We start from the raw sequence: 23,723 nt of genomic DNA, 5'->3' as shown, positions 1-23,723 counted from the left end.
GTACCCGGCGTGGGTATGTTGTGAAGGCCCCCGCGACACGCGTGACGGATGCCGACCATGGGTGGCGAGGCGCCGGGGGGCAACCACGGGGGATGCCCACGGTGTCCACGGGGATGGCTCGCATGGCCCTGCGCATTCACTTCACCGACGACGACCTCACCCGCATCAGGTTCGCCGAGGCACCCGACCCGATGTGGGAAGCCCTGCAGAGCATGCACATGCTCCAGACCCGGGACGGCTGGGCGGTCTTCGGCAGCTGGCGGGCCCGGGTCCGCCCGGCCCTCGGCGCACCGGAACACCAGCTGCTGCGCCTGGCCCCACCGGTCGGCTACTCGCCGGACTTCCTCACGCCCGCCGCCGGCGAGAGCGGTCTGGAGCCGGGGATCGACGCCCTGCTGTCCACGCCCCGCGCGCGATTACGCCACGACGTGCTCGAACTCTCGGCCGACGGGCGCAGACTCCCGCCGTGGGGCCGGGCTCTGGCGGACGGCGACGGGGCGGCGGTCCACCATCTGGGACGGACCCTGCGGACCTACGTCAGGGCCGGACTGGCGCCCTACTGGGATCATGTCCGCGCCCGCTTCGAGGCCGAACGCGCCCTGCGCACCCGGACTCCGGGCGTCGGTTCCGGGAGCCTGCTCGACGCGCTGCACCCCGAACTCCACTGGCGGCCCCCGGTGCTGACGGTGGGCGGGCTGCGCGTGGAGCGGGACGTGCATCTGCGCGGGCGCGGACTGCTGGTGCTGCCGTCCTACTTCTGCTGGCGCTATCCGACCGTGCTGAGGGATGCCGCACTGCCTCCGGTCGTCGTCTATCCCATGACGCACCAGGGCGCACTGAATCCGGCCGACCGGGTGGCCGGCGACACCCGGGCACCGTCGCGGTCCCTGGCCGCGCTCCTGGGGCGGACCCGGGCGGAGATCCTCCGCCACGCCTCGGAGAACGGTGCCACGACCACGGAACTGGCCCACGGCACCGGCGTCTCCGCCGCCACCGCCAGCTACCACGCCTCCGTACTGCGCGACGCGGGCCTGCTCAGCACCCACCGGCTGGGCAACGCGGTCCTGCACACCACCACCCCGCTCGGGGCCGCCCTGCTCGAGGGGCGCCACGGCTCGGCCGTCTGACGCTCGCCCGGAGAAGGGTCTTTCGAAGGCGCTCTAAAGGCGGTGCGCCGGATCCGCCCCGCTGCCCAGACTCTGCCTCAGCGATGTCGACCGCCGGGCGGACAAAGGGGATGCTGCCATGGAGAAACCGGAACCGCGCTGGGTGCTCGCCTTCGACGGATCGTGCGCGACCTGCCGCACGATCTCCAGCGCCGTCTCCCACGCCTGCGACGGCAAGCTCCGACAGCGGATGCGGAACGCTGTGGACGTGGTCCCGCAACGGGCTGTGCTACGGATGACGGCCGGTCGTGGGCCGCTGCCCGGGGGACAGCGGCCCACGACGGCGGGCCCTACCTCTGCTTGATCCTCAGGAACGTGACGGAGTCCGCCGGGAAGGTGTACGTGAACTTCCCGGACACCCCCCGGAGGGTGGACGTCACCGGCGTGACCGGCGTGTCCGTCTCGGTGTTCACCGCGTCCGGCTCGGCGGCCAGCGTGGTGACACGGGCGGTGGAGGCGACCTTCGCCCCGCCCAGGTCGACGGCGGTACGGGCCTCGGTGGACTGGGCGTTGACGACCTTGACGATCAGGTCACCGGTCTTGGCGTCCTTGGTGACGACCTGGCGGAACGGCTCGGCCGGCTTGTCGTCGGTGAAGCCGCCCCACTCCTTGCCGTCCAGGAACAGCGTGACCTGGCGGCCGCGCACCTTGATGTCGATGTCGTAGGCGCGGCCGGTCTCGATCGACCCGGCCTTCGTCATCAGGGTGCCCTTGCCGCCGTCCACGGCCTGCTCGATGGCGCCCTGGGTGTTGTTCCAGCCGCCCAGGTTCCACCAGTAGTAGTTGCCGGTGTCCTTGACGCCGAAGGCGACGAGGAAGCCCTCCTTGCCGGACTTCTTGGTGGCCTTCACATGCAGGTCGTAGTCCTTCCAGGCCGGGTCGCCCGCCGTGACCATGGTGTTCTCGGTCGCGGTGTCCGTCTGGACGTACTGCCCGTCCTGGATGGTCCAGCTGCCACGGCCGCTGCTCGTCCACTTCGAGGCGTCACCCGAGAAGTCGTCGCTCAGCAGGGTCGAGCCGTCCGCCGAGGTGACCTCCACGTCGTCGTACGCGGCGCTGGTCGCCCACGTCGACAAGCCGACGGCGCCGGTGATGGGGCCGCTGACGTTCGGCGTGGTGGTCGCCTTCGACGGGACCACGCGGTCACCGACGTTGGTCATGAACAGCTTCTGGACCTCGTAGTTGGCCGAGTTCCAGGACGCCCGGTTGTTGAACCAGATCATGTCCGGCCGCCACTGGACGTAGTCCTCGTTGGCGAGCAGCGGGGCGTAGGAGGCCAGCTTGACGATGTCCGCGTTGCGCTCCAGGCCGGTCATGAAGGCGGCCTCGGAGAGGCCGTTCTTCCAGGCGTTGCCCTGCGAGGCGTACTCGCCGAGGAAGACCTTGGGGCCCTTGCGGTCGTAGGAGTCGTAGCGGTCGTTGTTCTGCAGGAACCAGTTCGGGCTGTTGTAGTAGTGCTCGTCGACCATGTCGACGTTGCCCTCGCGGTTGAGCTGCCAGGCGGTGTCGAAGGTCGTGCCGGCGTCGTCCGGGCCCGAGTTCGAGATGACAGTGATGTCCGGGTACTTCGCATCGATGGCGGCCCGGAACTGCTGGAAGCGGGCGAAGAACTCCTTGGGGAGGTTCTCCTCGTTGCCGACCCCGATGTGGGTGAGGTGGAACGGCTTGGGATGGCCCATCTTGGCGCGCACCTTGCCCCACGTGGAGGTCGCCGGCCCGTTGGCGAACTCGATGAGGTCGAGGGTGTCCTGGATGTGCCGCTTGAGCAGGGCGTCGTCGTCGGTGGCCTTGTTCTGGCCGCAGCCGGTCACCAGGGCCGGGACGACGGGCAGCGGCATGGCGCCGATGTCCTCGGAGAGGCGGAAGTACTCGTAGTAGCCGAGGCCGTAGCTCTGGTTGTAGCCCCAGAAGTTGGAGTTGGTGGCGCGCTCCTCTACCGGACCGATGGTGTCCTTCCACTGGTAGCTGCGCTTGCGCTCCCAGTTCGAGGCCTCGCTGTAGTCCTCCATGGAGCCGGTGTTGACCAGGCAGCCGCCGGGGAAGCGCACGAAGCCCGGCTTGAGGGCGGCGATCTTCTCGGCGAGGTCCTTGCGCAGGCCGTTCGGCTGGTTCTTGTAGGTGTCGCGCGGGAACAGCGACACCTCGTCGAGCGCGGCGGCGTTCGTCGCGGCCACGGCGAGGCGGCCGCGGTTGCTGGTGCGGGTCGCGGTGAAGGTGCCTTTGTACTTGGCCCAGCCGCCCTTCACGGCGACCTGGCGGGCGGTGCCCAGCGTGCCCGCGGTGTCCTTCAGCGACACCGTGAGCGTGCTGCCGCTCTCGGCGCGGGCCCAGACGGAGAAGTCGTACCGCTTGCCCTTGTCGACCCGGATGCCGGTGTTGTATCCGGCGTTCGTGACGGACGAACCGGCGCCCAGGGAGAGGTAGTTGCGGTTGCGCGCGTTGAGGCGGCCCGAGTCGTTCACGACTTCGGCGGTGCCGCCGACCGTCCATGAGGTCAGGGGCGTGTAGGAGCCGTTGTCGGCGGTGGAGTACTCGAAGGATCGGTTCTGCACGAGCTCGGCGTACAGACCGCCGTCGGCGGCCCGGTTGATGTCCTCGAAGAAGACGCCGTACATCGTGTCGTCGATCGCCGCCCCCTTCGCGGACGGGTCGACGGTGATCGCGTAGTCGGTGGCGTCCTCGGCGTGCGCGGGGGCCGGTACGAGGGCTGCTGCCGTCAGGAGGGCGGTGGTCGTGAGACCCAGTCTCCATCGGGTGCGGGCGGTGCGTGGCATGGATACTCCGCGGCTCTCTGGTAGAGGAGTGTTCGAAATATCAGACATTGATCAGCACTTCGAACGGCAAGATAGGGAGGGGGCTGTGGCGCGTCAATGGGTCACGCAGCAACGGTTGGGACGGAGAGCGGGACGGAATGGGCGAGTTCTGGCCAGTGCCGGACGTGCTGGCGTATCTGGCCGGGCGCTGGAGCGTGGCGCGGTCGGTGCGGGATCTCGCGAGCGGCGCGCAGGGGGAGTTCTCCGGAACCACCGTGTTCCGGCCGGAGGAGGCCGGCGGCCTGCTGCACCACGAGTCGGGCACCTTCGTCTGGCAGGGTGTCGCCCGGCCCGCCGAGCGCACGCTGCGGTTCCTGCCGGGCCCGGACGGCACCGCGGACGTGCGGTTCGCGGACGGCCGGCCGTTCCACGACCTGGACCTGACGTCCGGGCGGTACGTCGCCGACCACCCCTGCGCGGCGGACCTCTACCGCGGCGAGTTCACGGTCCGGGACGCGGACCACTGGCGGACGGTGTGGCGGGTGCGCGGCCCGGCCAAGGACCTGGTGCTGCGCACCGACTACGCGCGCGAGGGCTGAGCGGACACCCCGTCGAAGCGCAGATTCCAGCGCCCGCTCCGGCCCGTCACGGAGGTCGTCGACAGCGGGCGGACGTCGATGTTCCAGTACGTCGAGGGCGGCGCCTTCAGGGCGTAGACCAGGGCGGCACGGATCACGGAGGGCTCGGCCACCGCCACGACACGGCAGCCGTCATCGACGGGCCGGGTGTCGAGCCAGCGGCCGACCCGGGTGATGAAGTCCACCAGCGACTCACCGCCGTGCGGTGTGGCACGCGGGTCGGCGAGCCAGGCGTCCACGGCCTCCGGCTCCCGGGCCATCGCCTCGCCCAGGGTCAGCCCGCGCCACCGGCCCATGCCGCAGTCCCGCAGGGCGAGTTGCACCAGCGGCGCATACCCGAGCCCCTCCCCCGTCGCACGGCTGCGCGGGGTCGGCGAGCAGTAGCGCAGTTCGGCCGCGGCGAGCGGCAGCAGCTCCTGGGCGGCGCGCTCCACCTCACCCCAGCCGGCCTGGTCCAGCGGCCGGTCGTCCTCGAATCTCTCGGCGAGCAGCGGGGAGCTGCGCGCTGCGGCGACGAACGTGACCCGAAGTGGCATGCGGCGATCGTGGGTCCCGCAAGTGCGCAGGTCAAGAGGTGTTACCGGGGAGTTACCCAGGGTGCACCGGCCCTCACGGGCCGAAGATGAGCGCCATCCAGTGCTCGGGGTGCTCCAACTCCGCGAACCCGAGCTTCCCGTAGACGCCGTGCGCGTCGTGTGTGGCGAGCAGGACCCGGCGCACCCCGTACCCCCGCAGCTCTTCCCGTACGGCCGCCACGAGCGCGCTGCCGACTCCCTTGCCGCGCACCGACGGGTCCACGTACACGTCACACAGCCACCCGAAGGTCGCCCGGTCCGTGATGACCCGGGCGTACGCCACCTGATCCCCCGAGACCGTCTCGTACCCGCCGAAGTTGAGCGAGCCCTCGATCGCCCGGTCCTGCTTCTCCCGGGGGCGGCCCAGCGCCCAGTACGCGTCGGTGGACAGCCAGCGGTGGACGCGTTCGCGGTCGATACGGCCGGGGTCGGTGGAGATCTCGTAGCCCTCGGGCAGGCTCGGCGTGTCGGTCATGGCGCGATGCTCGCAGGGCGGCGACAGCTGCGTCGAGCGGTTATCCCAGCACCTCAGCGGTTATCCCAGCGCCTCGTCGCAGGCCGTACGCAGCCGCCGTACGCCCTCCGCGATCTCCCCGGTCCCCGCGACCGCCGCGAAGCTCAGCCGGATGTGCGCGGCCGGCGGCTCGGCACTGAAGTAGGGGCGGCCGGGAGTGATCGCGACGCCCGCGCGCAGGGCGGCAGCGGTCAGGACAGACTCTTCCGCACGGTCGGGCAGCCGCAGCCACAGGTGATAGCCGCCGGACGGGACGTGCGGCAGCGTGAAATCCGGCAGGTGCAGCCCGAGCGCGGCGGTCATCGCGTCCCGGCGTGCCTTCAACTCGGCCGAGACGGACCGCAGATGACGCGGCCAGGCGGGCGAGCCGACGAGTTCTAGCGCGGCCTCCTGAAGGGGCCGGGGCACGAAGAAGGTGTCGACGACCTGGATGGCGCGCAGCCGCTCCAGGACCGGCCCGCGCGCGGCCAGGGCGCACACCCGGAAGCTCGGCGAGGTCGCCTTGGTCAGCGAGCAGACGTGGACGACGACGCCGTCGGGGTCGTCGACGGCCAGCGGGCGCGGCAGCGGCCCGGCGTCCTCGTGCACGAGCCGCCGCACGAAGTCGTCCTCGACGACGAACGCGCCCGCCTCGCGCGCGATGCGCAGTACCTCGCCACGCCGCTCGGGCGCGAGCACGGCACCGGTGGGGTTCTGGAAGAGCGGCTGGCAGACGAAGGCCGGCGCGCCCGTGGCACGGAAGGCGTCGGCGAGCAGCGCCGGTTTCACACCGTCGGCGTCCACCGGGACGGGCACCGGGCGCAGACCGGCGGCACGGGCGATGGCGAGCATGCCGGGGTAGGTCGGCGACTCGACCAGGACGGGGGCGCCGGGCGGGGCGAGGGCGCGCAGGGCGGTGGTGAGCGCGGACTGTCCGCCTGCGGTGATCAGCACCTCGGCGGCGGTGAAGGACCCGCCGATGCCGCGCGCGAACCACTCCCGCAGCTCCGGCAGTCCTTCCATGGGCGGGCGCCCCCAGGCACCGGGACGCCGTCCGGCGCGCGACAGGGCGGCGGCCATCGCCCGCTCCGGCTGCAGCGACGGATGCAGGTAGCCGCCGTTGAACTCGATCACGCCGGGCGGCGGGGCGGCCAGCGACACCAGCACCCCGGAGGCGTCCACCGAGCGCGGTACGAGGTCGGCGGCGCCGTCCGCGCTGAGCGCGACCTCCTGCCAGGAGGTGTCCCCGGCCGGGGCCGGTGCCGTCCTGGTCTGTGCGCGGAACGCGCCCGCGCCGGGCCGGGTGACCACCAGCCCCTCGGCGGCGAGCTGCGCCAGGGCCCGGGACACGGTCACGGGGCTCACCCGGAATCGCTCGACGAGGGCCCGGCTCGACGGCAGCTTTCCACCAGGCGAGTAGCGGTCGAGCTCCCTCCGGAGCCGTTCCGCCAGTTCAGCGACACTGCTACGCTCGTGCATGAGAGCACAGAGTAGCGCTACTACCGCACCTCGGATAGCAGTCGCCAAGGATCGGGACCGCCCCGGCCTCGGTATCCTCCAGGCCGCCCTCGGCGTCATCGCCTTCTCCCTCACGTTCCCCGCCACCGCCTGGGGTCTTGAGGGCTTCGGGCCCTGGTCGCTGGTCGCCGTCCGGAGCGTCCTGGCCGCGGTGATCGCGGGCGGCTGTCTGCTCGGCCTTCGCGTGCCGCTGCCCGTCCGCCGGCACTGGCCGGGCCTCGCGGTCGTCGGGGCCGGGGTGGTGCTCGGCTTCCCGCTGCTGACCACGCTGGCGCTGCAGACCTCGACCACCGCGCACGCCGCCGTCGTGGTCGGCCTGCTCCCCCTCACCACCGCCCTCTGCTCCGCCCTGCGGGTCGGCACCCGGCCCTCGCGCACCTTCTGGACGGCTGCCCTCGCGGGCGCGGCGGCCGTGCTGGCCTTCACCGTGCAGCAGAGCGGCGGCGCCCTGAGCACGGCCGACCTGTACCTCTTCGCGGCGCTGCTGGTGTGCGCGGCCGGCTACACCGAGGGCGGCCGGCTGGCCCGGGTCATGCCGGGCTGGCACGTCATCGGCTGGGCGCTGGTGCTGTGCCTGCCGCTGACCGTGCCCATGGCCACGCTCGCACTGGCGCAGGAGCCCGTGCGGCTGACGGCGCACAGCGTCACCGGGCTGCTGTGGGTCGCGGTGGGCTCGCAGTTCGTCGGCCTGGTCGTCTGGTACCGGGGCATGGCGGCCATCGGCATCCCGAAGGCCAGCCAGTTGCAGCTCGCCCAGCCCCTGCTCACACTGGTGTGGTCAGTGCTGCTGCTGGGCGAGCACCTGCCGGTGGCCGCCCCGCTGACGGCAGCGGCGGTGCTGGTCTGCATCGCCGTCACACAGCGGGCGCGCGGCTGAGCGGGGCGCGCACGGCACCTGCCAAGTAGCGCTCCCCACCGTAGACTCGAGGCCACGGACCGCTGCTCCGCACCTCGTGAGGAGGCCCCAGATGCGCGCAATAGTGGGCGACCAGCTTGTCCAGCACGGCAGGGTGGTCGGTCAGCACGACAAGGTCGGCGAGATCGTCGAAGTGCTCGGCCAGGAGGGCAATCCCCCGTACCGCGTCCGGTTCGAGGACGGGCACGAGGGAGTGTGCTCACCGGGACCCGACACCGAGATCCGGCACCGGGAGACCACCACCGGGCCGTGATGCGGCGCGGGGCGGCGACGCCGGCTACTCGTAGTGGTCGGCGACCACCCTCGCCATGGCCCCGATCCGATCGGTCGCCACGTCCTTGGCGGCGAAGAAGACGTGCCCGCGCACCTGTGCGTAGTCCTCGGCCAGCGCCAGGTGCCGGGACAGCTCGGCCGGGTTCTGCCAGGCGGCGGGCTGCGCCGGGTCACCGGCCTTGTACAGCGCCTCCCCCACGTACAGCTGCGTCGAGGTGCCGCGCGCGACCTCCGCCCACCAGGGCACCAGCTTGGCGTAGTCGGCGGCGGCGAAGCCGATGTTCCAGTACAGCTGCGGGACGATGTAGTCGATCCAGCTCTCACGCACCCATTTGCGGGTGTCCGCGTGCAGGTCGTCGTACGTCTGCACACCGGCCCGGGTGTCCGAGCCGCGCTTGTCCGTGGCGGCGTTGCGCCACACGCCGAAGGGGCTGATTCCGAAGCGGGCGCTCGGCCTGACCTTCTTGATGCGGCCCGCCGTCTCCCGCACCAGCTTGTTGATGTTGTCCCGCCGCCACGCGGCCCGGCTCGGGAAGGCGCCCCCGTGCTCGTCGTAGGCCGCGTCGTCGTCGAAGCTCTGGCCCGCCACCGGGTACGGGTAGAAGTAGTCGTCGAAGTGGACGCCGTCCACGGGGTACTTCCGCACCGCGTCGAGCATCGCGTCCTGCACGAAGGCACGGACCTCGGGCAGCCCCGGGTTGTAGTAGAGCTTCCCGCCGTACGTCACCACCCAGTCCGGGTTCCGGCGCGCGGGGTGGGAGGCGGCGAGCCGGGACGGGTCGGCGTGCGTCGCGACCCGGTACGGGTTGAACCAGGCGTGCAGTTGCAGACCGCGGGCGTGGGCCTCCTCGACGGCCGTGCCCAGCGGGTCCCAGCCCGGGTCCTTGCCCTGGGTGCCGGTGAGGTACTGCGACCACGGCTCGTACGGTGAGGGCCACAGGGCGTCCGCAGTGGGCCGGACCTGGAAGAACACGGTGTTGAGCCGCCTGCTCACCGCCGTGTCGAGGTGCTTGCGCAGCTCGGCGCGCTGCTTCGACGCGCTCAGCCCCGGCTTGGACGGCCAGTCGCGGTTGGCCACGGTGGCCAGCCATACGCCCCGCATCGCGGAGGCCGCCCTGTCTCCTCCCTTGCCGTCCCTGGTGACGTCCTCCTTGGGCGCGGCCGACGCCGGAGGCACCATCGTGAAAGCCGACAGCGCCGCCACCGCGAACGCCCTGCGTGACACTCGTCCCATCCGCATGCCCCAAAATGCCGCGGATCCGCCCGGTCGCGGATCGCTCCGGGCCCAGAATGCCCGACTCTGGGCCGACCCCCGCGATCGATCATCGATACTTGGGAGTAACGTGCTCGAACGGAGCAGGCACCGGACCACGGAGCACCTGCCCGGACGTGGATCAGCAGCGAAAGGGACGATGTGACGGACATCCCAGCGGGAGACATTGCACGCGTCGGAGTCGTGGGCTGCGGTCAGATGGGCGCGGGGATCGCCGAGGTGTGCGCCCGGGTCGGTCTGGACGTCATGGTCGCCGAGACCACCGGCGAGGCCCTGGAGATCGGCCGGACCCGGCTGTTCAACTCCCTGGCCAAGGCGGCGGAGCGCGGCAAGATCACCGAGGAGGAGCACGAGGCGGCGCAGGCCCGGCTGAGCTTCACCACGGACCTCGGCGAGTTCGCCGACCGTGATCTGGTGATCGAGGCCGTCGTCGAGAACGAGCACGTCAAGACCGAGATCTTCCAGGTGCTCGACCAGGTCGTGAACCGGCCCGACGCCATCCTGGCCTCCAACACCTCCTCCATCCCGCTGGTGAAGCTGGCGGTGGCGACCTCGCGGCCCGACCGGGTCATCGGCATCCACTTCTTCAACCCGGCCCCGGTGCAGAAGCTCGTCGAGCTGATCCCGGCGCTCACCACGTCCGAGGACACCATCGGCCGGGCCGAGCAGTTCACCGAGAAGCTGCTGGGCAAGCACGCGATCCGCGCCCAGGACCGCTCCGGCTTCGTGGTCAACGCGCTGCTGATCCCGTACCTGCTCTCCGCGATCCGCATGTTCGAGACGGGCATCGCGAGCCGCGAGGACATCGACAACGGCATGGAAATGGGCTGCGCCCACCCGATGGGCCCGCTGAAGCTCTCCGACCTCATCGGCCTGGACACGGTCGCGTCGGTGGCCCAGTCGATGTACGAGGAGTACAAGGAGCCCCTGTACGCCGCTCCCCCGCTGCTCCAGCGCATGGTCGACGCGGGCCGCCTGGGCCGCAAGACGGGCTCGGGCTTCTACACGTACGACTGACCGGCCGGCCGACGCCGCCACCTCAACGCCGCCGTTCCTCCGGCCACGGCCGGGCCCGGCGGCGTCCCCATTCCGCCGCCTGCTCATTGAGGCGACGGCGCAGCCAGCCCATCCAGAGGGCGAGCGGAGTGGCCACGAGAGCGAGCAGCAGCGCCGTGCCCCACCCCTGTCCGCCGGAGGAGAACCGGAACACCACGACCAACAGCGCGTAGAGCGCCAGCGCATACGCCGCGTTCTTCTGCCACTTCGCCATACGCCTCCGGGTACCCCCCGAGGCCGGTTACGGTCGGTCAGATTTCGGCCATGCTGCGGGCCCGGCACCTGAATGAGTGCCGGGCCCGCAGTATTCACACACCGTGTGCGCGCCGGGCTCGCATATGCCCCTCGCACACTCTCCCCAGGCGCCCACCAGGCGAGTTGACTCCACATGCGCATGCAAGGGATGTGAAACGACTACGGAAAGGAGCGGACTCGTGGCCGCCGATCCCGAGCATCCCGTCGTTCATGGAGAACTCGCAGAGTTACGACGCCGCCTCGACGTGGCCTACGCCCGCGTCGAGGGCGGGCTGGCTCTGCTCAGCCACCGCACCGAGGAGACCGCCAAGGAAATCGACGAGCTCAACACCCGGATCCACACGCTCGAACACACGCGCTGGCCGCTGCCCGCGGTCGCCGCCCTCACCGCCGTGGGTGCCCTCGTCCTGGCGATCTGGCAGGCGCTGGGACGCTAGGCCCTGCCCGGCCTAGGGCAACGCGTCCTGTCCGAGCCTGAGATGGTGCAGCAGAAGTAACGCGGCCGCCATGTTGGCGGCCGGGACCTCGCCGCGGGCGACCATGTCGGGGACGAGCTTGAGGGGGACCCATTCCCGGCGGTCCGACTCGAAGTCGTCCACGGGGTGCCCGACGTACTCGCCCTCGTCGGCCCAGTACACGTGGTGCCGGGCGTCGGTGAGCCCGTTGGACGGCTCCACGCTCATGAGGTGGTGCAGGGGTCCCGGCCGCCAGCCGGTCTCCTCCTCCAGTTCCCTGGCGGCCGCGCGGGCGATGTCCTCGCCGTCCTCGACGACACCCGCCGCGAGTTCCCACCCCCAGCTGTCCGTGATGAAACGGTGTCGCCAGAGCAGCAGCACCTCGTTGGCCTCGTTCACCACCGTGGCCACCGCAACCGGCCGCAGCCGTATGAGGAAGTGGTCGAGGTGCCGGCCGTCCGGCAGTTCGACATCCGCGAGATTGACGCTGAACCAGCGGTTTGCGTACACAGTTTGTTCGTTGCGTTTCGTCCACTGCACGGTTCTGCCACCTTCCGTCGAGTAAGTGGCAATATCGCAGCAGGGACGTACTGGGCAGCAGGCGCACAGGAAGTCGCTCGGGATGACGCGGACGCCGCTGCCCCGGATCTACAACGGTACGCGCAGTGCCCCGTCGATGAGTTCGGCGGCCTCGGCCGTGCCCGCGCTACCGCTGCGCACCAGATGCTCGCGCACCGCGCGCAGCCGGTCCCGCAGCCGCTGGGACTCCATGCCGCGGGCTTGCTCGGCCATCTGCACGGCGATGACCACCGCCTTGTCGGCATTGCCCTGCCGCAGTTCGATGGTGCTCAGCATGGCCAGCCGGTGCACCCGGCCGCGGTCGTGCGCCGGGTTGTCGACGGCGGCAGCGGCATGCTCCCCGGCCGCCGCGATCTCCCCGAGGCTGAGCAGCGCCTCCGCCACCTGCACATTGACGAGCCCCGGCTGGACATAGCCGGTCTCGTCGGGCTCGTACCCAGGCCGGATGCGTTCGGCGGACCGCTCGGCCCGCCGGATGCAGGACAGGGCACTGGTGCCGTCGCCGAGATGCGCGTACGCCTTGGCCTGCATCGCGTACAGGTCGGAGGCGAGCGCCGGGGTGATCTGCTTGCCGGCGGCCCGCAGCGCGGCCTCCGCGAAGGCGACGGACTGCCGGTACTCCCGCATGAACAGCGACTGGTTGACGAGCAGGGCGATCACATACGCCCCGAGCCCCTGGTCCCCGCTGGCCTTCGCCAGGCGCAGGGCCTGGTGGAAGTAGCGCTGCGCGAGGCCGTGCGCGTCGGAGTCGTACGCACAGATGCCGGCGACGGCCACCAACCCGCCCGTGGCCCGGTGGACTTGCCGGCCGGTCTCGTCGGTATAGCTGCCGCGCAGCAGCGGGGCGGCCTCGGAGTTGAGGAAGCCGACGATCCGGGCCCTGGTCGCGATGCCCCCGGCCTTGCGGTACATCTGCTCGTAGTGGGTCCGGGCCGACCGCAGCATCTCCAGATCGCCTGCGGTGACCCGGTGTCTGCCGCCGCGGGAGACATCCACGTCCTCGGGCGGGTTCTCCCACTCCCACACCGGCATGACGGCGGGCGTACCGGTGAGCGCGGGGGCGCCCAGGAGGTGCGGGCGCTGCTGCTGGTCGGAACGCCACAGGGCGGTGGCCCGCTCGACGAAACCGGACAGGGAACCGGTGTGCGGGGCGGCCGGCTCGCCCGGCACGCCGAGGCCGATGTCGTCGAGGGTGACATGCCGTTGGAGCCGGGCGGCGAGCACCTCGCAGATCAGGTCGGGTACCTGGCCCCTGGGGCGCTGCCCCTTCAACCACCGGGCGACGGCGGTGTGTTCGTACCTCAGGGACAGGCCCCGTGCCCGTCCCGCCTGGTTGACGTGTGCGGCCAGCCCCGCGTGCGAGATCCCGGCTTCGTCCAGGATCGCGTCGAGCAGAGTGTTGGGCTGCATGTGGGCCCCCCGGTGGCTCGGTGCGGCCAGATTAGTGGTTCCGCCTTCACACGGGGTGTGAACGGAGTGCTCGAATCCGCACTGTGTGCGCACTGTCGCGCAGAGTCGCGAGCCGGTTGACTGAAATGCCTCGCAAGAGGCTGGCCGGGCCGCCGGCTCCCCCTCGTACAGTGCGGCGGCCCGCTCCCGCCGTCCGCCCGGCTGCCTGCCCGACACTCCGTGGCGGGGCGGACGGCATCGCCGGCCGGCCGGGCGAGTCATCGCCGGTGGGTCAGAGGCGCGTTGTCGGCTGCGGGTGCGTGGTGGGCGTTCGCGCAGTTCCCCGCGCCCCTGAAGGCATGCATGCGCCGTTCCTCAGGACCAACAGGGCGATGTCGTCGGCCGGGGTGCCGTCGGAATGATCGGCCAGCGCGCTCTGGACACCGCGGAGAATCGCCTGCGGTGCGAGCGACTCCTCCCGTGCGACGCTCGCCAGCACGACCGACAGGGGGAAGAACCGGCCACGGGCGTCCCTCGCGTCCTGAGCACCGTCCGTGTAGAGGAACAGCGCGTCGCCGGGCGGGAGATGCCCCAGACCTACGGTCGACAGCACGTCCGGCAAGGGAAAAACGCCCAGGGGCGGGTACGGGTCGACGGGGGCGAGCTGTTCGACTCGGGTGCCGCTCAGCCGGTACGGCCACGGGTGCCCGCAGTTCAGGGCTGCCATCTCGCCGTCGGCGCGGATCTCCACGAGGAGCAGGGTCACGAACTCCTCGGCGACACTCGCAGGATGCTCTCGGCGCAGATGCCGGTCCAGGGCGCGTTCCAGCCGGCGCAGCACCCCGCCGAGGTCCTCCTCGTCGTAGGCGGCCTCGCGGAAACAGCCGAGCACGGCGGCGACGGTCCCGAACGCGCCGATCCCGTGCCCGCGTACATCGCCCATCACAGCCCGTACGCCGTGTTCGGTGGCGAGGACCTCGTACAGGTCACCCCCGATCGCGGCCCCGCGCTCCGCCGACAACTGGGCGGCGGCGACGTCCAGTCCCTCGATCCGCGAGGGCAGCGGCCGCAGCAGCGCGTTCTGCGCGGCATCCGCGACCCGGCGCAGCTGACGCAGCTCACGCATCAGCGTCCGCCCCACATGGAGGATCACCCCGGTACCGACCACGAAGAAGACGGCACTGGGCAGACCGAGGCCGCGCACCCGACCCCTGATGCGGATCATGCCGATGGCCCCCCAAATAGGCCCAGACACACAGAATCGGACCGGCCCAAGAAGGCCGGTCCGATTCTGTCGACAGCACACCCGAAAGGGCAGAATCGCCTGCCTTTACCACTCAAACGAGTGAGGCGACCCGCCCCTCAGGGGCGCGGGGAACTGCGCGACCAGCCACAACGAACCCGCGGCCGGCAGACAACACGCCCCCACGGCGCTAACTCCGCAACTCAGCCCCTACACGCTCCCCCGCAAGGACCACCGCCGCATCCCGAGCCGCCGACGCCTCATCCACCGTCAGCGTCCGGTCAGCCGCCCTGAACCGCAACGCGTACGCGAGCGACTTCCGCCCCTCACCCAACTGCTCCACGTTCTCGTACACATCGAACAGCCGGATCGACTCCAGCAGCTCACCGGCCCCGGCACGCAGGGCCTCCTCGACCTCCGTCGCCGGAACCACCGCATCGACGACCAGGGCGACATCCTGCGTGGCCACCGGGAACGCGGAGATCCGCGGCGCCGTCAGCGTGGCATCGCCGGCCTTCTCCACCGCGTCCAGGTCGATCTCCATCGCGCAGGTACGCGCGGGCAGCCCCAGCGCCTTGACGACGCGCGGGTGCAACTCCCCCGCGTGCCCCACGACCCGCTCGGCACCGTCCACGGTGATCGCCAGCTCGGCGCACCGGCCCGGGTGCCACGGTCCGTACTGCCCCTTGTGGATGATCAGCTCGGCGCCCGCCTCTCGGGCGACGCTCCGCGCCGCCTCGACCGCGTCGGCCCAGTCGGCCGGACGGCCCTTGCCCCACCAGCCGGACTGCTCGCGGGCACCGGCCAGGACGACGGCGGCGTGCCGCGGCTGCTCGGGCAGTGCGGCGTTCAGCTCGGCGAGTTCCTCGTCGGTCGGGCGGCGGTCGACGGGCAGCACGGCGGCGGTCGGCTGCTCCTCGCGCGGCTGGAAGACCAGACCGGTCTCGAACAGCGCGAGATCGTGCGAACCCCGGCCGTCGTTGCGCCGCAGGGCACCCAGCAGGCCCGGCAGCAACGAGGTGCGCAGCGCGGGCTCCTCGTCGCTCAGCGGGTTGCTGAGCTTCACGACACGGCGGGCCGGGTCGTCGGGCTCCAGGCCGAGCTGGTCGAAGACCTGCTCGCTGAGGAACGGGTAGTTCGGCGCCTCGACGTACCCGGCCCCGGCCAGGGCCCGGCCGACGCGGCGGTGCAGCCGCTGCCGGTGGGTCAGGCCACGGCCGGCCGGCGGCCTGGGCAGCGTGGAGGGCAGGTTCTCGTAGCCCTCCAGCCGGATGACCTCTTCGGCCAGGTCGTTCGGGTCGGTGAGGTCGGGCCGCCACGACGGCACGGTGACGATCAGCTCGTCCTGGCCGTACACGTCACAGCCGACCTGCTGGAGGCGGCGTACGACGGTCTCGCGGCCGTACACGACGCCGGCGACCTTGTCCGGGTGGTCGGCCGGGAGGGTGATGGTGTGCGGCGCGGTCGGAGCGAGGACCTCGGTGACGCCGGTCTCGGCGGTGCCACCCGCGAGCAGGACCAGCAGGTCGACGGTGCGCTGCGCGGCGGCCGCCGCTGCCTGCGGGTCGACGCCGCGCTCGAAGCGCCGGGACGCCTCGGAGGACAGCTTGTGCCGGCGTGCCGTGCGCGCGATCGACACCGCGTCGAAGTGGGCGGCCTCGATCACCACGTCGGCCGTGGCGTTCTCCAGGTCGTCGTGGTCGGCGATCTCCGTGTTGGCGCCGCCCATGACACCGGCGAGCCCGATCGGGCCGCGGTCGTCGGTGATCACCAGGTCCTCGGCGCCCAGCGTGCGCTCGACACCGTCGAGGGTGGTGAGCTTCTCGCCCTGCTCGGCCCGGCGCACGCCGATGGTGCCCTGGACCAGGCCGCGGTCGTAGGCGTGCAGCGGCTGGCCGAGCTCCATCATCACGTAGTTGGTGACGTCGACGGCGAGCGAGATCGGGCGCATGCCGACCTTCTGCAGCCGGCGCTGCAGCCAGATCGGGGAGCGGGCCTCGGCGCTCAGGCCTGCCACCGTACGGGCGGTGAAGCGGTCGCAGCCGGTGGGGTCGGAGATCCGCACCGGGTAGCCGTAGGCGTTCGGGCCGGGCACGTCGAGCAGCGCCGGGTCGCGCAGCGGCAGGCCGTAGGCGATGGCGGTCTCGCGGGCGACGCCGCGGATGGACAGGCAGTCGCCGCGGTTGGCGGTGACGGCGATGTCCAGGACCTCGTCGACCAGCTCCAGCAGCTCGACGGCGTCCTTGCCGACCTCGGTCTCCGGCGGCAGCACGATGATGCCCTTGGTGCCGTCGTCGCCCATGTTCAGCTCGTCGCTGGAGCAGATCATGCCGCGCGACATCTTGCCGTAGGTCTTGCGCTCGGCGATCTGGAAGTCACCGGGCAGCACGGCACCGGGCAGGGCGACGACGACCTTGTCGCCGACGGCGAAGTTACGGGCGCCGCAGACGATCTCCTGGGGCTCGCCGGTGCCGTTGGCCTGGCCGACGTCGACGGTGCAGAAGCGGATCGGCTTCTTGAACTCCGTCAGCTCCTCGATGGTCGCCACCCGGCCCACGGCCAGGGGACCCTTGAGGTCGGCGCCGAGCTGCTCGACGGTCTCGACCTCCAGACCGGCCGAAATCAGCTTGGCCTGCACGTCACGACCGGTCTCCGTCTCCGGCAGGTCGACGTACTCCCGCAGCCAAGAAAGCGGGACCCGCATCAGATCTCCATCCCGAACGGCCGGGTGAACCGGACGTCACCCTCGACCATGTCTCGCATGTCTTCGACGTTGTGGCGGAACATCAGCATCCGTTCGATGCCGAACCCGAAGGCGAAACCGCTGTACTTCTCCGGGTCGACACCGCAGGCCCGCAGCACGCGCGGGTTGACCATGCCGCAGCCGCCCAGCTCGATCCAGCCCTCGGACGAGCAGGTGCGGCAGGAGCGGTCAGGGTTGCCGACGGAGGCACCACGGCAGACGTAGCAGACCATGTCCATCTCGGCGGACGGCTCGGTGAAGGGGAAGAAGTTCGGCCGCAGCCGGGTCTTCATGCCCTCGCCGAACAGCGACTGGACCATGTGGTCCAGGGTGCCCTTGAGGTCGGCCATGGTGAGGCCCTCGTCGACCGCGAGCAGTTCGACCTGACGGAAGACCGGCGTGTGCGTGGCATCCAGCTCGTCGGTGCGGTAGACGACACCGGGGCAGATCACGTAGACCGGCAGCTCGCGGTCGAGCAGGGAGCGGATCTGCACGGGCGAGGTGTGGGTGCGCAGCACGACGCCGGACTCGGTGCCGCCCTGCGGGCCCTTGACGAAGAAGGTGTCCTGCTCGCCGCGGGCCGGGTGGTCAGGGCCGATGTTCAGGGCGTCGAAGTTGAACCACTCGGCCTCGACCTCGGGCCCTTCGGCGACCTCGTAGCCCATGGCCACGAAGATGTCCTCGATGCGCTCCGACAGCGTGGTGAGCGGGTGCCGGGCGCCGGCCGGTACGCGGTCGTGGGGCAGCGTGACGTCCACGGCCTCCTCGACGAGTACGCGGGTGTCCCGCTCGGCCTCGAGTTCGGCCTGGCGGGCGGCGAGGCCCTTGTTCACGGCGCCGCGTGCCTGGCCGACGCGCTTGCCGGCGTCCGCCTTGGCGTGCGGGGGCAGAGCGCCGATCTCGCGGTTGGCGAGGGCCAGCGGGGAGGTGCCGCCGGTGTGGGCGACCTTGGCCTCCTGGAGCGCGTCGAGGGAGTCCGCGGCGGCGAAGGCGGCGAGCGCCTCGTCCCGCATGCGCTCGATCTCTTCCGGTTTCAACGTCTCGACCTCGACAGGGTCGTACGACTTATTCGGTGCCGACATCTCTTCCCGTGCTTCCGATTGCTGGCTGAAGGTCCCCGTCACCGACTCCGACGGCCGTCTCCGGGACACAAAGGTGCCAAGGGCCGAGTCTAACGGGGTGGAGGTATACGAATGCGCCCGCGGGCGGCTCAGGCGAGATAAGCCGGAGCGCTCACGGGCAACGTAAATCGGAACTCGGCGCCGGCGCCGGGCGCGCGGCCGACCGTGATGGTGCCGCCGTGGGCCTCGACGATGCCCTTGACGATGTAGAGCCCGAGGCCGGTGCCGCCGCGCTTGCTGCCCCGCCAGAAGCGGGTGAAGACGCGGTTCATGGACTCCTCCGGGATGCCGGGCCCCTCGTCGCTCACCGTGACCGACGTGGCTGCGTTCTCGGCGAACTCGCCCTCGCGGAGGGACGCCGTGGCCGTGACGTCGATCGTGACAGTTCCCTCGCCGTGCCGCACGGCATTTTCCAGGAGGTTGCTGAGCACCTGGTCGATCTTGTCGGGGTCGGCCCACAGATCGGGCAGCGGCTGCTGGACGCGCAGCAGGAACCGGTCGGCCGACTGCCCGGCGGCGACGTAGGCCTGGATGTGCCGTCCGACGGCGGCGCCGATGTCGACGGGCTGGCGGCGCACCTCCAGCCGGCCGGAGTCGATCCGCGAGATGTCGAGCAGCTCGGCGATGAGCCGGGTGACCCGGTCGGCGTCGGCGTCGACGGTCTCCAGCATCAGCCGCTTCTGGTCGTCGGTGAAGCGTTCCCACTTGGCGAGCAGGGTGGCGGTGAAGCCCTTGACCGAGGTGAGCGGGGAGCGCAGTTCGTGGGCGACGGTGGCGATCAGCTCGGCGTGGCTGCGCTCGGTGCGGCGGCGAGCCTCGGTGTCGCGCAGGGTGACGACGAGTCGCCGGACGGGCCCGGTGGGCCGGGTGCGGACGTAGCGCGCGGAGACCAGCACTTCACGCCCGCCGGGCAGAAGGAGATTGCGCTCGGGCTGTCCGACGCGGATGGCGAGGCCACCGTACGGGTCGGTCAGCTGCCACCAGCGGCGCCCCTCCAGGTCCTCTAACGGCAGGGCCTTCTCCAACTGCTGTCCGAGGGCGTCCCGGGCGCTGACGGCGGTGATGCGCTGGGCGGCGGCGTTGAAGCAGATGACGCGGCCCTGCTCGTCGGCGACGACGAGTCCGTCGGGCAGCTGGTCGGGGTCGATGCCGAGGGCGGCGAGATCACCGGGCGGCCGGAACGCGGCGGGCGGGTTCCCGGCGTCCTGGGCTCCCGGTGCGCTGCTCGTGCCGACGCTCATCCCCGTTCCCCACCTCTCAGGTTCCATGGGGGTCCCCCCTGCTCGAGCGCAGCCGACAGCTTGGGGGAGGGTCCCTGAGCTGGTCACCCTACTAGTTCCCGGTGACGGAACGGCACCCTCCGGCGGCGCGCTGTGCACGCGCGGACGCATAGAGACATACGGCGGCGGCGGTGGCGAGGTTCAGGCTCTCGGCCTTCCCGTGGATCGGGACGCGCACGACGGCGTCGGTGAGGGCGCGGGTCTCCTCCGGGAGGCCCCAGGCCTCGTTCCCGAAGACCCAGGCGGTCGGCCCGCCCATGGTGCCCTTGTCGAGCTCCTCGTCGAGGTCGCGGTCGCCCGCCCCGTCGGCGGCGACGACCCGGACACCGGCGGCCCGCAGCCTGTCGACCGCCTGCTCCACGGGGACGCCGACGGCGACGGGCAGGTGGAACAGGGACCCGACGGAGGCACGGACGGCCTTGGGGTTGTACACGTCGACGGAGGCGTCGGTCAGGACGACGGCCTCGGCGCCGGCCGCGTCGGCGCAGCGCAGCACGGTCCCGGCGTTGCCGGGGTCGCGGACGTTGGCGAGGAGGGCGACGAGCCGGGGTCGCGCCTCGAGGACCTCCTCGAAGGGCGTGTCCAGGAACCGGCAGACGCCGACGAGTCCCTGCGGGGTGACGGTGGTGGAGATATCGGCGATGACCTGCTCGGAGGCGAGGTGCACCCGGGCGCCGGTGTCCCGGACGGCCCCCACGATGTCGGCGTACCGCTCGGCGGCCTCCAGCGTCGCGAACAGCTCCACGAGTGTGGCCGTGTCCCCGGTCCGGTGCCCGGCCGCCTCGCGCACGGCCTGCGGTCCCTCCGCGAGGAACAGCCGCTCCTTCCCCCGGAAGTTCCGCTTGGCCAGCCGCCGCGCGGCCAGGACGCGGGGCGAGCGGGGGGAGATGAGCTCGGGCGTGGCGGGGGACATCCTGTTCACTTTCTCGTAGCTGCACAACAAGACCCGCAGGCCGTTCGGCCTGCGGGTCCTTGAATCACGTCGGCTTGCGGCCGGCGCGGCGTCACGCAGCCTTGGGCGCGTTGACGTCGCTCGGCAGCGCCTTCTGAGCGACCTCGACGAGCGCGGCGAACGCACCGGCGTCGTTGACGGCCAGCTCGGCCAGGATCTTGCGGTCGACCTCGACGTTCGCGGCCTTCAGACCCTGGATGAAGCGGTTGTACGTGATGCCGTTGGCGCGGGCAGCGGCGTTGATGCGCTGGATCCACAGCTGCCGGAAGTCACCCTTGCGCTTCTTGCGGTCGTTGTAGTTGTAGACCAGCGAGTGGGTGACCTGCTCCTTGGCCTTGCGGTAAAGGCGCGAACGCTGACCGCGGTAGCCGGAAGCCTGCTCGAGGATCGCCCGGCGCTTCTTGTGGGCGTTCACTGCCCGCTTGACGCGTGCCACTTTTTAACTCCTTGTAGCGGGGCCGCGGTGGTCCTCACACGGCCCGAAATCGATTGGGTCCCGGTCCTGACGTACGGCGCTCACGCGCCGAAACGTCACTTGCCGAGAAGCTTCTTGATCTTCTTGGCGTCGCCCGGGGCCATCTCGGCGTTGCCGGTGAGGCGACGCGTCACACGGGACGACTTGTGCTCGAGCAGGTGGCGCTTGCCGGCACGCTCGCGGAGCACCTTGCCGGAGCCGGTGACCTTGAAGCGCTTGCTGGACCCGCTGTGCGACTTGTTCTTCGGCATAGCGCCGTACTCTCCTCGTCGGTGGCGCTCCGGTGCCCGGTTGCGAAAACCGGGCACGGTGGAGCGTCGTCTTGTTTCGGTTGCTTCCTGGGACTCGCGTCCCCAGGGGTCACGCCTCGGCGTGCTCCTCGGCCGGTGCCTCGACGTCCACGTCGGCCTCGGCGTCAGCGTCGGATTCCGCGGCGTTCTGCGAGCGGCCGGGGTTGGCCTTCGCGTCCGCCTTGCGGGCTTCCTGCGCCTGGCGAGCCTCGGCCATCGCCTCGGTCTTCTTCTTGTGCGGACCGAGGACCATGATCATGTTTCGGCCGTCCTGCTTCGGGTTCGACTCCACGAAACCGAGGTCCTGGACGTCCTCCGCGAGACGCTGCAGCAGTCGGTAGCCCAGCTCGGGCCGGGACTGCTCGCGACCACGGAACATGATCGTGATCTTGACCTTGTCGCCCTGCTTGAGGAACCGGACGACGTGACCCTTCTTGGTGTCATAGTCGTGCGGGTCGATCTTCGGCCGGAGCTTCATCTCCTTGATGACCGTGTGCGCCTGGTTCTTGCGCGCCTCACGGGCCTTCATGGCCGACTCGTACTTGAACTTCCCGTAGTCCATGAGCTTGCACACGGGCGGACGGGCGTTCGCCGCGACCTCGACCAGGTCCAGGTCGTACTCCTGCGCAAGCTCCAGTGCCTTGGCCAGCGGGACGATGCCCACCTGCTCGCCACTGGGACCGACAAGTCGCACCTCGGGAACGCGAATCCGGTCGTTGATGCGGGGCTCGGCGCTGATGGATCCTCCTCGGTAGCACCACGCGACGGTCTGGCGGACGGCCGCGTAACGTCTCTATTCGATAGACCTAACCGCGTCGAAGCAGAAAAAATGCCCCGGACGATCCCAGGCGGGGCTCCTCGAACTACCGGAGCACCGCCGCGGTGACCGCGGGGCGCGATTTCGGACGGATCGCCGCCGCTTGGGACGGGACCGCCTGACCGGTGACCCGCCGCCCTGGGGGCGGCTGGGTGGGAGTTCGAAAGCCTCCACTTGTGGGCCGGACTCGCGGGCTGTGAGGCATACGGGTCCGACCGGTCGTTACACGAGGTTACCAGCAATGGCCAGCAAGGGCTAATTGGGGCGCCCCCGGCCCTGGTGCGGCGCGCGTCCGTCCTGCGCCTATCGTGTGGGGCATGAGTGAGACCCCTCCTGAGTCCCCCGACTTCGACGCCATGGCCCGCGACATCGCCGAGGTCCCGGCGGTCGAGGTGATCGTGACGGTCGCCGTCAACCTGATGAGCGCCGCCGCGGTGAAGCTCGGCCTGACCGAGGAGGGCGACAAGCACAAGGACCTGGACGAGGCCCGCAAGCTGGTGCACGCTCTGGCCGGCCTGCTGGACGCCTCCGCGACCGAGATCAGCTCCTTCCACGCGTCGCCGCTGCGCGACGGTCTGAAGTCGCTGCAGCTGGCGTTCCGCGAGGCATCGCTGCGCCCGGACGAGCCGGGCCAGGGGCCGGGCGAGAAGTACACGGGCCCGGTCTACGGCTAGTCCCGAGGCCGGCCGGCAGTCCGGTCCGTCAGCGTTCGTACAAGGGCTCGCCCGGGGGCGTCGCCTCGGCCGGCAGCAATGCCAGGTCGAGGCCGCGCACCAGGCGGGCCCTCAGTGTTTCGTCGGCGGCGAGCCGCTCGGCGACGGCCCGGGCGGCCTCGGCCGGGGGCGCGTACGCGTCGAGGACCAGGGCGAGGGTGCCGTCGGCCCGGCCCGGTCCGAGATGGGCACGCAGGACGGCGGGCTCGGCGGCCACGGCATCGCGTACGGCCGTGATCACGGCCGGGTCGGCCAGCGGGTCGGTGGTCGACCGGCCCTCCGCGAGGGCGAGCAGTGCGGAGCCGGTCAGTTCGAAGGGCACGGGTCCGGCCAGATCCAGCACGACCGTGTCCGCCTTCTCGTGGGCGGCGGCCTGGAGGGCCTGGTGCAGGGGGACGGCGACGGGGCGGGCCGCCGGGTCCCAGCGGGCGAGGGAGTCCGTGGACGTGAAGGCGGGGAGGGCGGTGCGGCTCCCGGCCTTCAGCGTCGGTACGGCCATGTCGCTGGTCTTCTCGCGGCGCAGCCCCCGCTCGTCCTCCTCGACCTCGCCGAGCACGGCCACGACGGGGACGAGCAGCCGGGCGCCCTTGAGGGCGTCAAGGACCGGGCCGACCGCGCCGCGGTCCTCTGACCAGGCGGCGAGCGCCGCGCTCAGCCGGGGGTCGGCGGAGCCGTCGTCGTCGGAGAAGCCGGGGTCGGGGATGTTCTTGTTCGCCACGGTCCTCGACCCTATCGGCCGGGTGCCGCCGC

The 23,723-nt window shown here is 71.2% G+C and carries 24 protein-coding genes; 7 read left to right on the top strand and 17 right to left on the bottom strand.

Annotation, left to right across the window (positions count from 1 at the left end):
* Positions 1–122 precede the first annotated feature (122 nt).
* On the top strand, positions 123–1,127 hold the full coding sequence (locus OG542_RS33010; protein ID WP_328415602.1) for a winged helix-turn-helix domain-containing protein: 1,005 nt from the start codon (positions 123–125) through the stop codon (positions 1,125–1,127).
* 329 nt (positions 1,128–1,456) lie between these two features.
* Here the strand turns inward: OG542_RS33010 and OG542_RS33005 are convergent, their stop codons facing one another.
* Entirely contained in the window at positions 1,457–3,940 is a 2,484-nt protein-coding gene (locus tag OG542_RS33005) for an alpha-L-arabinofuranosidase C-terminal domain-containing protein (protein ID WP_328415600.1), read from the bottom strand.
* A 137-nt stretch (positions 3,941–4,077) separates the two neighbouring features.
* Between OG542_RS33005 and OG542_RS33000 the strand changes: the two genes are divergently transcribed.
* Positions 4,078–4,518 carry a DUF6314 family protein gene (locus tag OG542_RS33000; protein ID WP_193480276.1) on the top strand — a complete coding sequence of 147 codons (441 nt, stop codon included), beginning with the start codon at positions 4,078–4,080 and terminating at the stop codon, positions 4,516–4,518.
* Here the strand turns inward: OG542_RS33000 and OG542_RS32995 are convergent.
* From OG542_RS32995 to OG542_RS32985, 3 genes are all read right to left on the bottom strand, one after another.
* Positions 4,500–5,093, bottom strand: coding sequence for a histidine phosphatase family protein (locus OG542_RS32995; protein ID WP_311124756.1), 594 nt, complete (start codon positions 5,091–5,093; stop codon positions 4,500–4,502). The genes OG542_RS33000 and OG542_RS32995 overlap by 19 nt on opposite strands.
* Positions 5,094–5,166: 73 nt before the next feature.
* A complete protein-coding gene (locus tag OG542_RS32990) occupies positions 5,167–5,607 on the bottom strand; it encodes a GNAT family N-acetyltransferase (protein ID WP_328415597.1) in 441 nt (146 codons plus the stop codon).
* Positions 5,608–5,667: 60 nt separating this feature from the next.
* Positions 5,668–7,104, bottom strand: a complete 1,437-nt coding sequence (locus OG542_RS32985; RefSeq protein WP_328415595.1) for an aminotransferase-like domain-containing protein — start codon at positions 7,102–7,104, stop codon at positions 5,668–5,670.
* Here OG542_RS32985 and OG542_RS32980 point away from each other — a divergent pair.
* Both OG542_RS32980 and OG542_RS32975 read left to right on the top strand, forming a co-directional pair.
* Complete coding sequence (locus tag OG542_RS32980; protein WP_328415593.1) at positions 7,103–8,020, top strand: DMT family transporter; 918 nt, start codon at positions 7,103–7,105, stop codon at positions 8,018–8,020. The two genes, OG542_RS32985 and OG542_RS32980, sit on opposite strands and share 2 nt — an antisense overlap.
* Before the next feature lie 91 nt (positions 8,021–8,111).
* Positions 8,112–8,312 carry a DUF1918 domain-containing protein gene (locus OG542_RS32975; RefSeq protein ID WP_193480281.1) on the top strand — a complete coding sequence of 67 codons (201 nt, stop codon included), beginning with the start codon at positions 8,112–8,114 and terminating at the stop codon, positions 8,310–8,312.
* Between the two features lie 24 nt (positions 8,313–8,336).
* Here the strand turns inward: OG542_RS32975 and OG542_RS32970 are convergent, their stop codons facing one another.
* Entirely contained in the window at positions 8,337–9,566 is a 1,230-nt protein-coding gene (locus OG542_RS32970; protein WP_311124760.1) for a glycoside hydrolase family 10 protein, read from the bottom strand.
* A gap of 180 nt (positions 9,567–9,746) precedes the next feature.
* Between OG542_RS32970 and OG542_RS32965 the strand changes: the two genes are divergently transcribed.
* Positions 9,747–10,622, top strand: a complete 876-nt coding sequence (locus OG542_RS32965; protein ID WP_328415591.1) for a 3-hydroxybutyryl-CoA dehydrogenase — start codon at positions 9,747–9,749, stop codon at positions 10,620–10,622.
* A 22-nt stretch (positions 10,623–10,644) separates the two neighbouring features.
* Here OG542_RS32965 and OG542_RS32960 read toward each other — a convergent pair whose 3' ends face one another.
* Positions 10,645–10,875 carry a hypothetical protein gene (locus OG542_RS32960; protein WP_193480283.1) on the bottom strand — a complete coding sequence of 77 codons (231 nt, stop codon included), beginning with the start codon at positions 10,873–10,875 and terminating at the stop codon, positions 10,645–10,647.
* Positions 10,876–11,095: 220 nt separating this feature from the next.
* Between OG542_RS32960 and OG542_RS32955 the strand changes: the two genes are divergently transcribed.
* Positions 11,096–11,353 carry a hypothetical protein gene (locus tag OG542_RS32955; RefSeq protein WP_184597347.1) on the top strand — a complete coding sequence of 86 codons (258 nt, stop codon included), beginning with the start codon at positions 11,096–11,098 and terminating at the stop codon, positions 11,351–11,353.
* Between the two features lie 12 nt (positions 11,354–11,365).
* On the opposite strand, the gene OG542_RS32950 is transcribed toward OG542_RS32955, so the two are convergent.
* The 10 genes from OG542_RS32950 to infC form a co-directional block, all read right to left on the bottom strand.
* Positions 11,366–11,911: an NUDIX hydrolase gene (locus OG542_RS32950; RefSeq protein WP_311124761.1), complete on the bottom strand. Its 546-nt coding sequence runs from the start codon at positions 11,909–11,911 to the stop codon at positions 11,366–11,368.
* Positions 11,912–12,019: 108 nt separating this feature from the next.
* Positions 12,020–13,360 (bottom strand): transcriptional regulator, encoded by a 1,341-nt coding sequence (locus OG542_RS32945; protein ID WP_311124762.1) that lies wholly within the window; start codon positions 13,358–13,360, stop codon positions 12,020–12,022.
* 271 nt (positions 13,361–13,631) lie between these two features.
* Positions 13,632–14,564 carry a PP2C family protein-serine/threonine phosphatase gene (locus OG542_RS32940; RefSeq protein ID WP_328415588.1) on the bottom strand — a complete coding sequence of 311 codons (933 nt, stop codon included), beginning with the start codon at positions 14,562–14,564 and terminating at the stop codon, positions 13,632–13,634.
* Positions 14,565–14,772: 208 nt separating this feature from the next.
* Positions 14,773–17,286 (bottom strand): phenylalanine--tRNA ligase subunit beta, encoded by a 2,514-nt coding sequence (pheT, locus tag OG542_RS32935; protein ID WP_328415586.1) that lies wholly within the window; start codon positions 17,284–17,286, stop codon positions 14,773–14,775.
* Positions 17,286–18,407, bottom strand: coding sequence for a phenylalanine--tRNA ligase subunit alpha (gene pheS / locus OG542_RS32930; RefSeq protein WP_311124765.1), 1,122 nt, complete (start codon positions 18,405–18,407; stop codon positions 17,286–17,288). The genes pheT and pheS overlap by 1 nt, the downstream gene beginning before the upstream one ends.
* Before the next feature lie 128 nt (positions 18,408–18,535).
* Positions 18,536–19,687 (bottom strand): sensor histidine kinase, encoded by a 1,152-nt coding sequence (locus OG542_RS32925; RefSeq protein WP_311124766.1) that lies wholly within the window; start codon positions 19,685–19,687, stop codon positions 18,536–18,538.
* Between the two features lie 91 nt (positions 19,688–19,778).
* On the bottom strand, positions 19,779–20,639 hold the full coding sequence (locus OG542_RS32920; RefSeq protein ID WP_328415582.1) for a TrmH family RNA methyltransferase: 861 nt from the start codon (positions 20,637–20,639) through the stop codon (positions 19,779–19,781).
* A gap of 91 nt (positions 20,640–20,730) precedes the next feature.
* On the bottom strand, positions 20,731–21,114 hold the full coding sequence (rplT, locus tag OG542_RS32915) for a 50S ribosomal protein L20 (protein WP_004002577.1): 384 nt from the start codon (positions 21,112–21,114) through the stop codon (positions 20,731–20,733).
* 95 nt (positions 21,115–21,209) lie between these two features.
* Positions 21,210–21,404, bottom strand: a complete 195-nt coding sequence (gene rpmI, locus OG542_RS32910; protein ID WP_003989075.1) for a 50S ribosomal protein L35 — start codon at positions 21,402–21,404, stop codon at positions 21,210–21,212.
* A gap of 109 nt (positions 21,405–21,513) precedes the next feature.
* Positions 21,514–22,182, bottom strand: a complete 669-nt coding sequence (gene infC / locus OG542_RS32905) for a translation initiation factor IF-3 (RefSeq protein ID WP_311130253.1) — start codon at positions 22,180–22,182, stop codon at positions 21,514–21,516.
* A gap of 395 nt (positions 22,183–22,577) precedes the next feature.
* On the opposite strand from infC, the gene OG542_RS32900 reads away from it, so the two are divergent.
* A complete protein-coding gene (locus OG542_RS32900; RefSeq protein WP_184597362.1) occupies positions 22,578–22,934 on the top strand; it encodes a DUF1844 domain-containing protein in 357 nt (118 codons plus the stop codon).
* Positions 22,935–22,962: 28 nt separating this feature from the next.
* Here the strand turns inward: OG542_RS32900 and OG542_RS32895 are convergent, their stop codons facing one another.
* Positions 22,963–23,691 (bottom strand): SseB family protein, encoded by a 729-nt coding sequence (locus OG542_RS32895; RefSeq protein ID WP_328415580.1) that lies wholly within the window; start codon positions 23,689–23,691, stop codon positions 22,963–22,965.
* Positions 23,692–23,723 lie beyond the last annotated feature (32 nt).

This window comes from Streptomyces violaceus (assembly GCF_036014075.1).
Lineage (GTDB): Bacteria > Actinomycetota > Actinomycetes > Streptomycetales > Streptomycetaceae > Streptomyces > Streptomyces violaceus.
Note: the sequence above shows the minus strand (reverse complement) of the source record. Positions and strands in the feature narration are given on the sequence as shown.

Excerpts from the sequence above, each read along its gene's own strand:
- OG542_RS33010 (WP_328415602.1), top strand. The coding sequence starts at position 123 with ATGGCCCTGCGCATTCACTTCACCGACGACGACCTCACCCGCATCAGG.
- OG542_RS33005 (WP_328415600.1), bottom strand. The coding sequence starts at position 3,940 with ATGCCACGCACCGCCCGCACCCGATGGAGACTGGGTCTCACGACCACC.
- OG542_RS33000 (WP_193480276.1), top strand. The coding sequence starts at position 4,078 with ATGGGCGAGTTCTGGCCAGTGCCGGACGTGCTGGCGTATCTGGCCGGG.
- OG542_RS32995 (WP_311124756.1), bottom strand. The coding sequence starts at position 5,093 with ATGCCACTTCGGGTCACGTTCGTCGCCGCAGCGCGCAGCTCCCCGCTG.
- OG542_RS32990 (WP_328415597.1), bottom strand. The coding sequence starts at position 5,607 with ATGACCGACACGCCGAGCCTGCCCGAGGGCTACGAGATCTCCACCGAC.
- OG542_RS32980 (WP_328415593.1), top strand. The coding sequence starts at position 7,103 with ATGAGAGCACAGAGTAGCGCTACTACCGCACCTCGGATAGCAGTCGCC.
- OG542_RS32985 (WP_328415595.1), bottom strand. The coding sequence starts at position 7,104 with ATGCACGAGCGTAGCAGTGTCGCTGAACTGGCGGAACGGCTCCGGAGG.
- OG542_RS32975 (WP_193480281.1), top strand. The coding sequence starts at position 8,112 with ATGCGCGCAATAGTGGGCGACCAGCTTGTCCAGCACGGCAGGGTGGTC.
- OG542_RS32970 (WP_311124760.1), bottom strand. The coding sequence starts at position 9,566 with ATGGGACGAGTGTCACGCAGGGCGTTCGCGGTGGCGGCGCTGTCGGCT.
- OG542_RS32960 (WP_193480283.1), bottom strand. The coding sequence starts at position 10,875 with ATGGCGAAGTGGCAGAAGAACGCGGCGTATGCGCTGGCGCTCTACGCG.
- OG542_RS32945 (WP_311124762.1), bottom strand. The coding sequence starts at position 13,360 with ATGCAGCCCAACACTCTGCTCGACGCGATCCTGGACGAAGCCGGGATC.
- OG542_RS32940 (WP_328415588.1), bottom strand. The coding sequence starts at position 14,564 with ATGATCCGCATCAGGGGTCGGGTGCGCGGCCTCGGTCTGCCCAGTGCC.
- pheT (WP_328415586.1), bottom strand. The coding sequence starts at position 17,286 with ATGCGGGTCCCGCTTTCTTGGCTGCGGGAGTACGTCGACCTGCCGGAG.
- pheS (WP_311124765.1), bottom strand. The coding sequence starts at position 18,407 with ATGTCGGCACCGAATAAGTCGTACGACCCTGTCGAGGTCGAGACGTTG.
- OG542_RS32925 (WP_311124766.1), bottom strand. The coding sequence starts at position 19,687 with ATGAGCGTCGGCACGAGCAGCGCACCGGGAGCCCAGGACGCCGGGAAC.
- OG542_RS32920 (WP_328415582.1), bottom strand. The coding sequence starts at position 20,639 with ATGTCCCCCGCCACGCCCGAGCTCATCTCCCCCCGCTCGCCCCGCGTC.
- rpmI (WP_003989075.1), bottom strand. The coding sequence starts at position 21,404 with ATGCCGAAGAACAAGTCGCACAGCGGGTCCAGCAAGCGCTTCAAGGTC.
- OG542_RS32900 (WP_184597362.1), top strand. The coding sequence starts at position 22,578 with ATGAGTGAGACCCCTCCTGAGTCCCCCGACTTCGACGCCATGGCCCGC.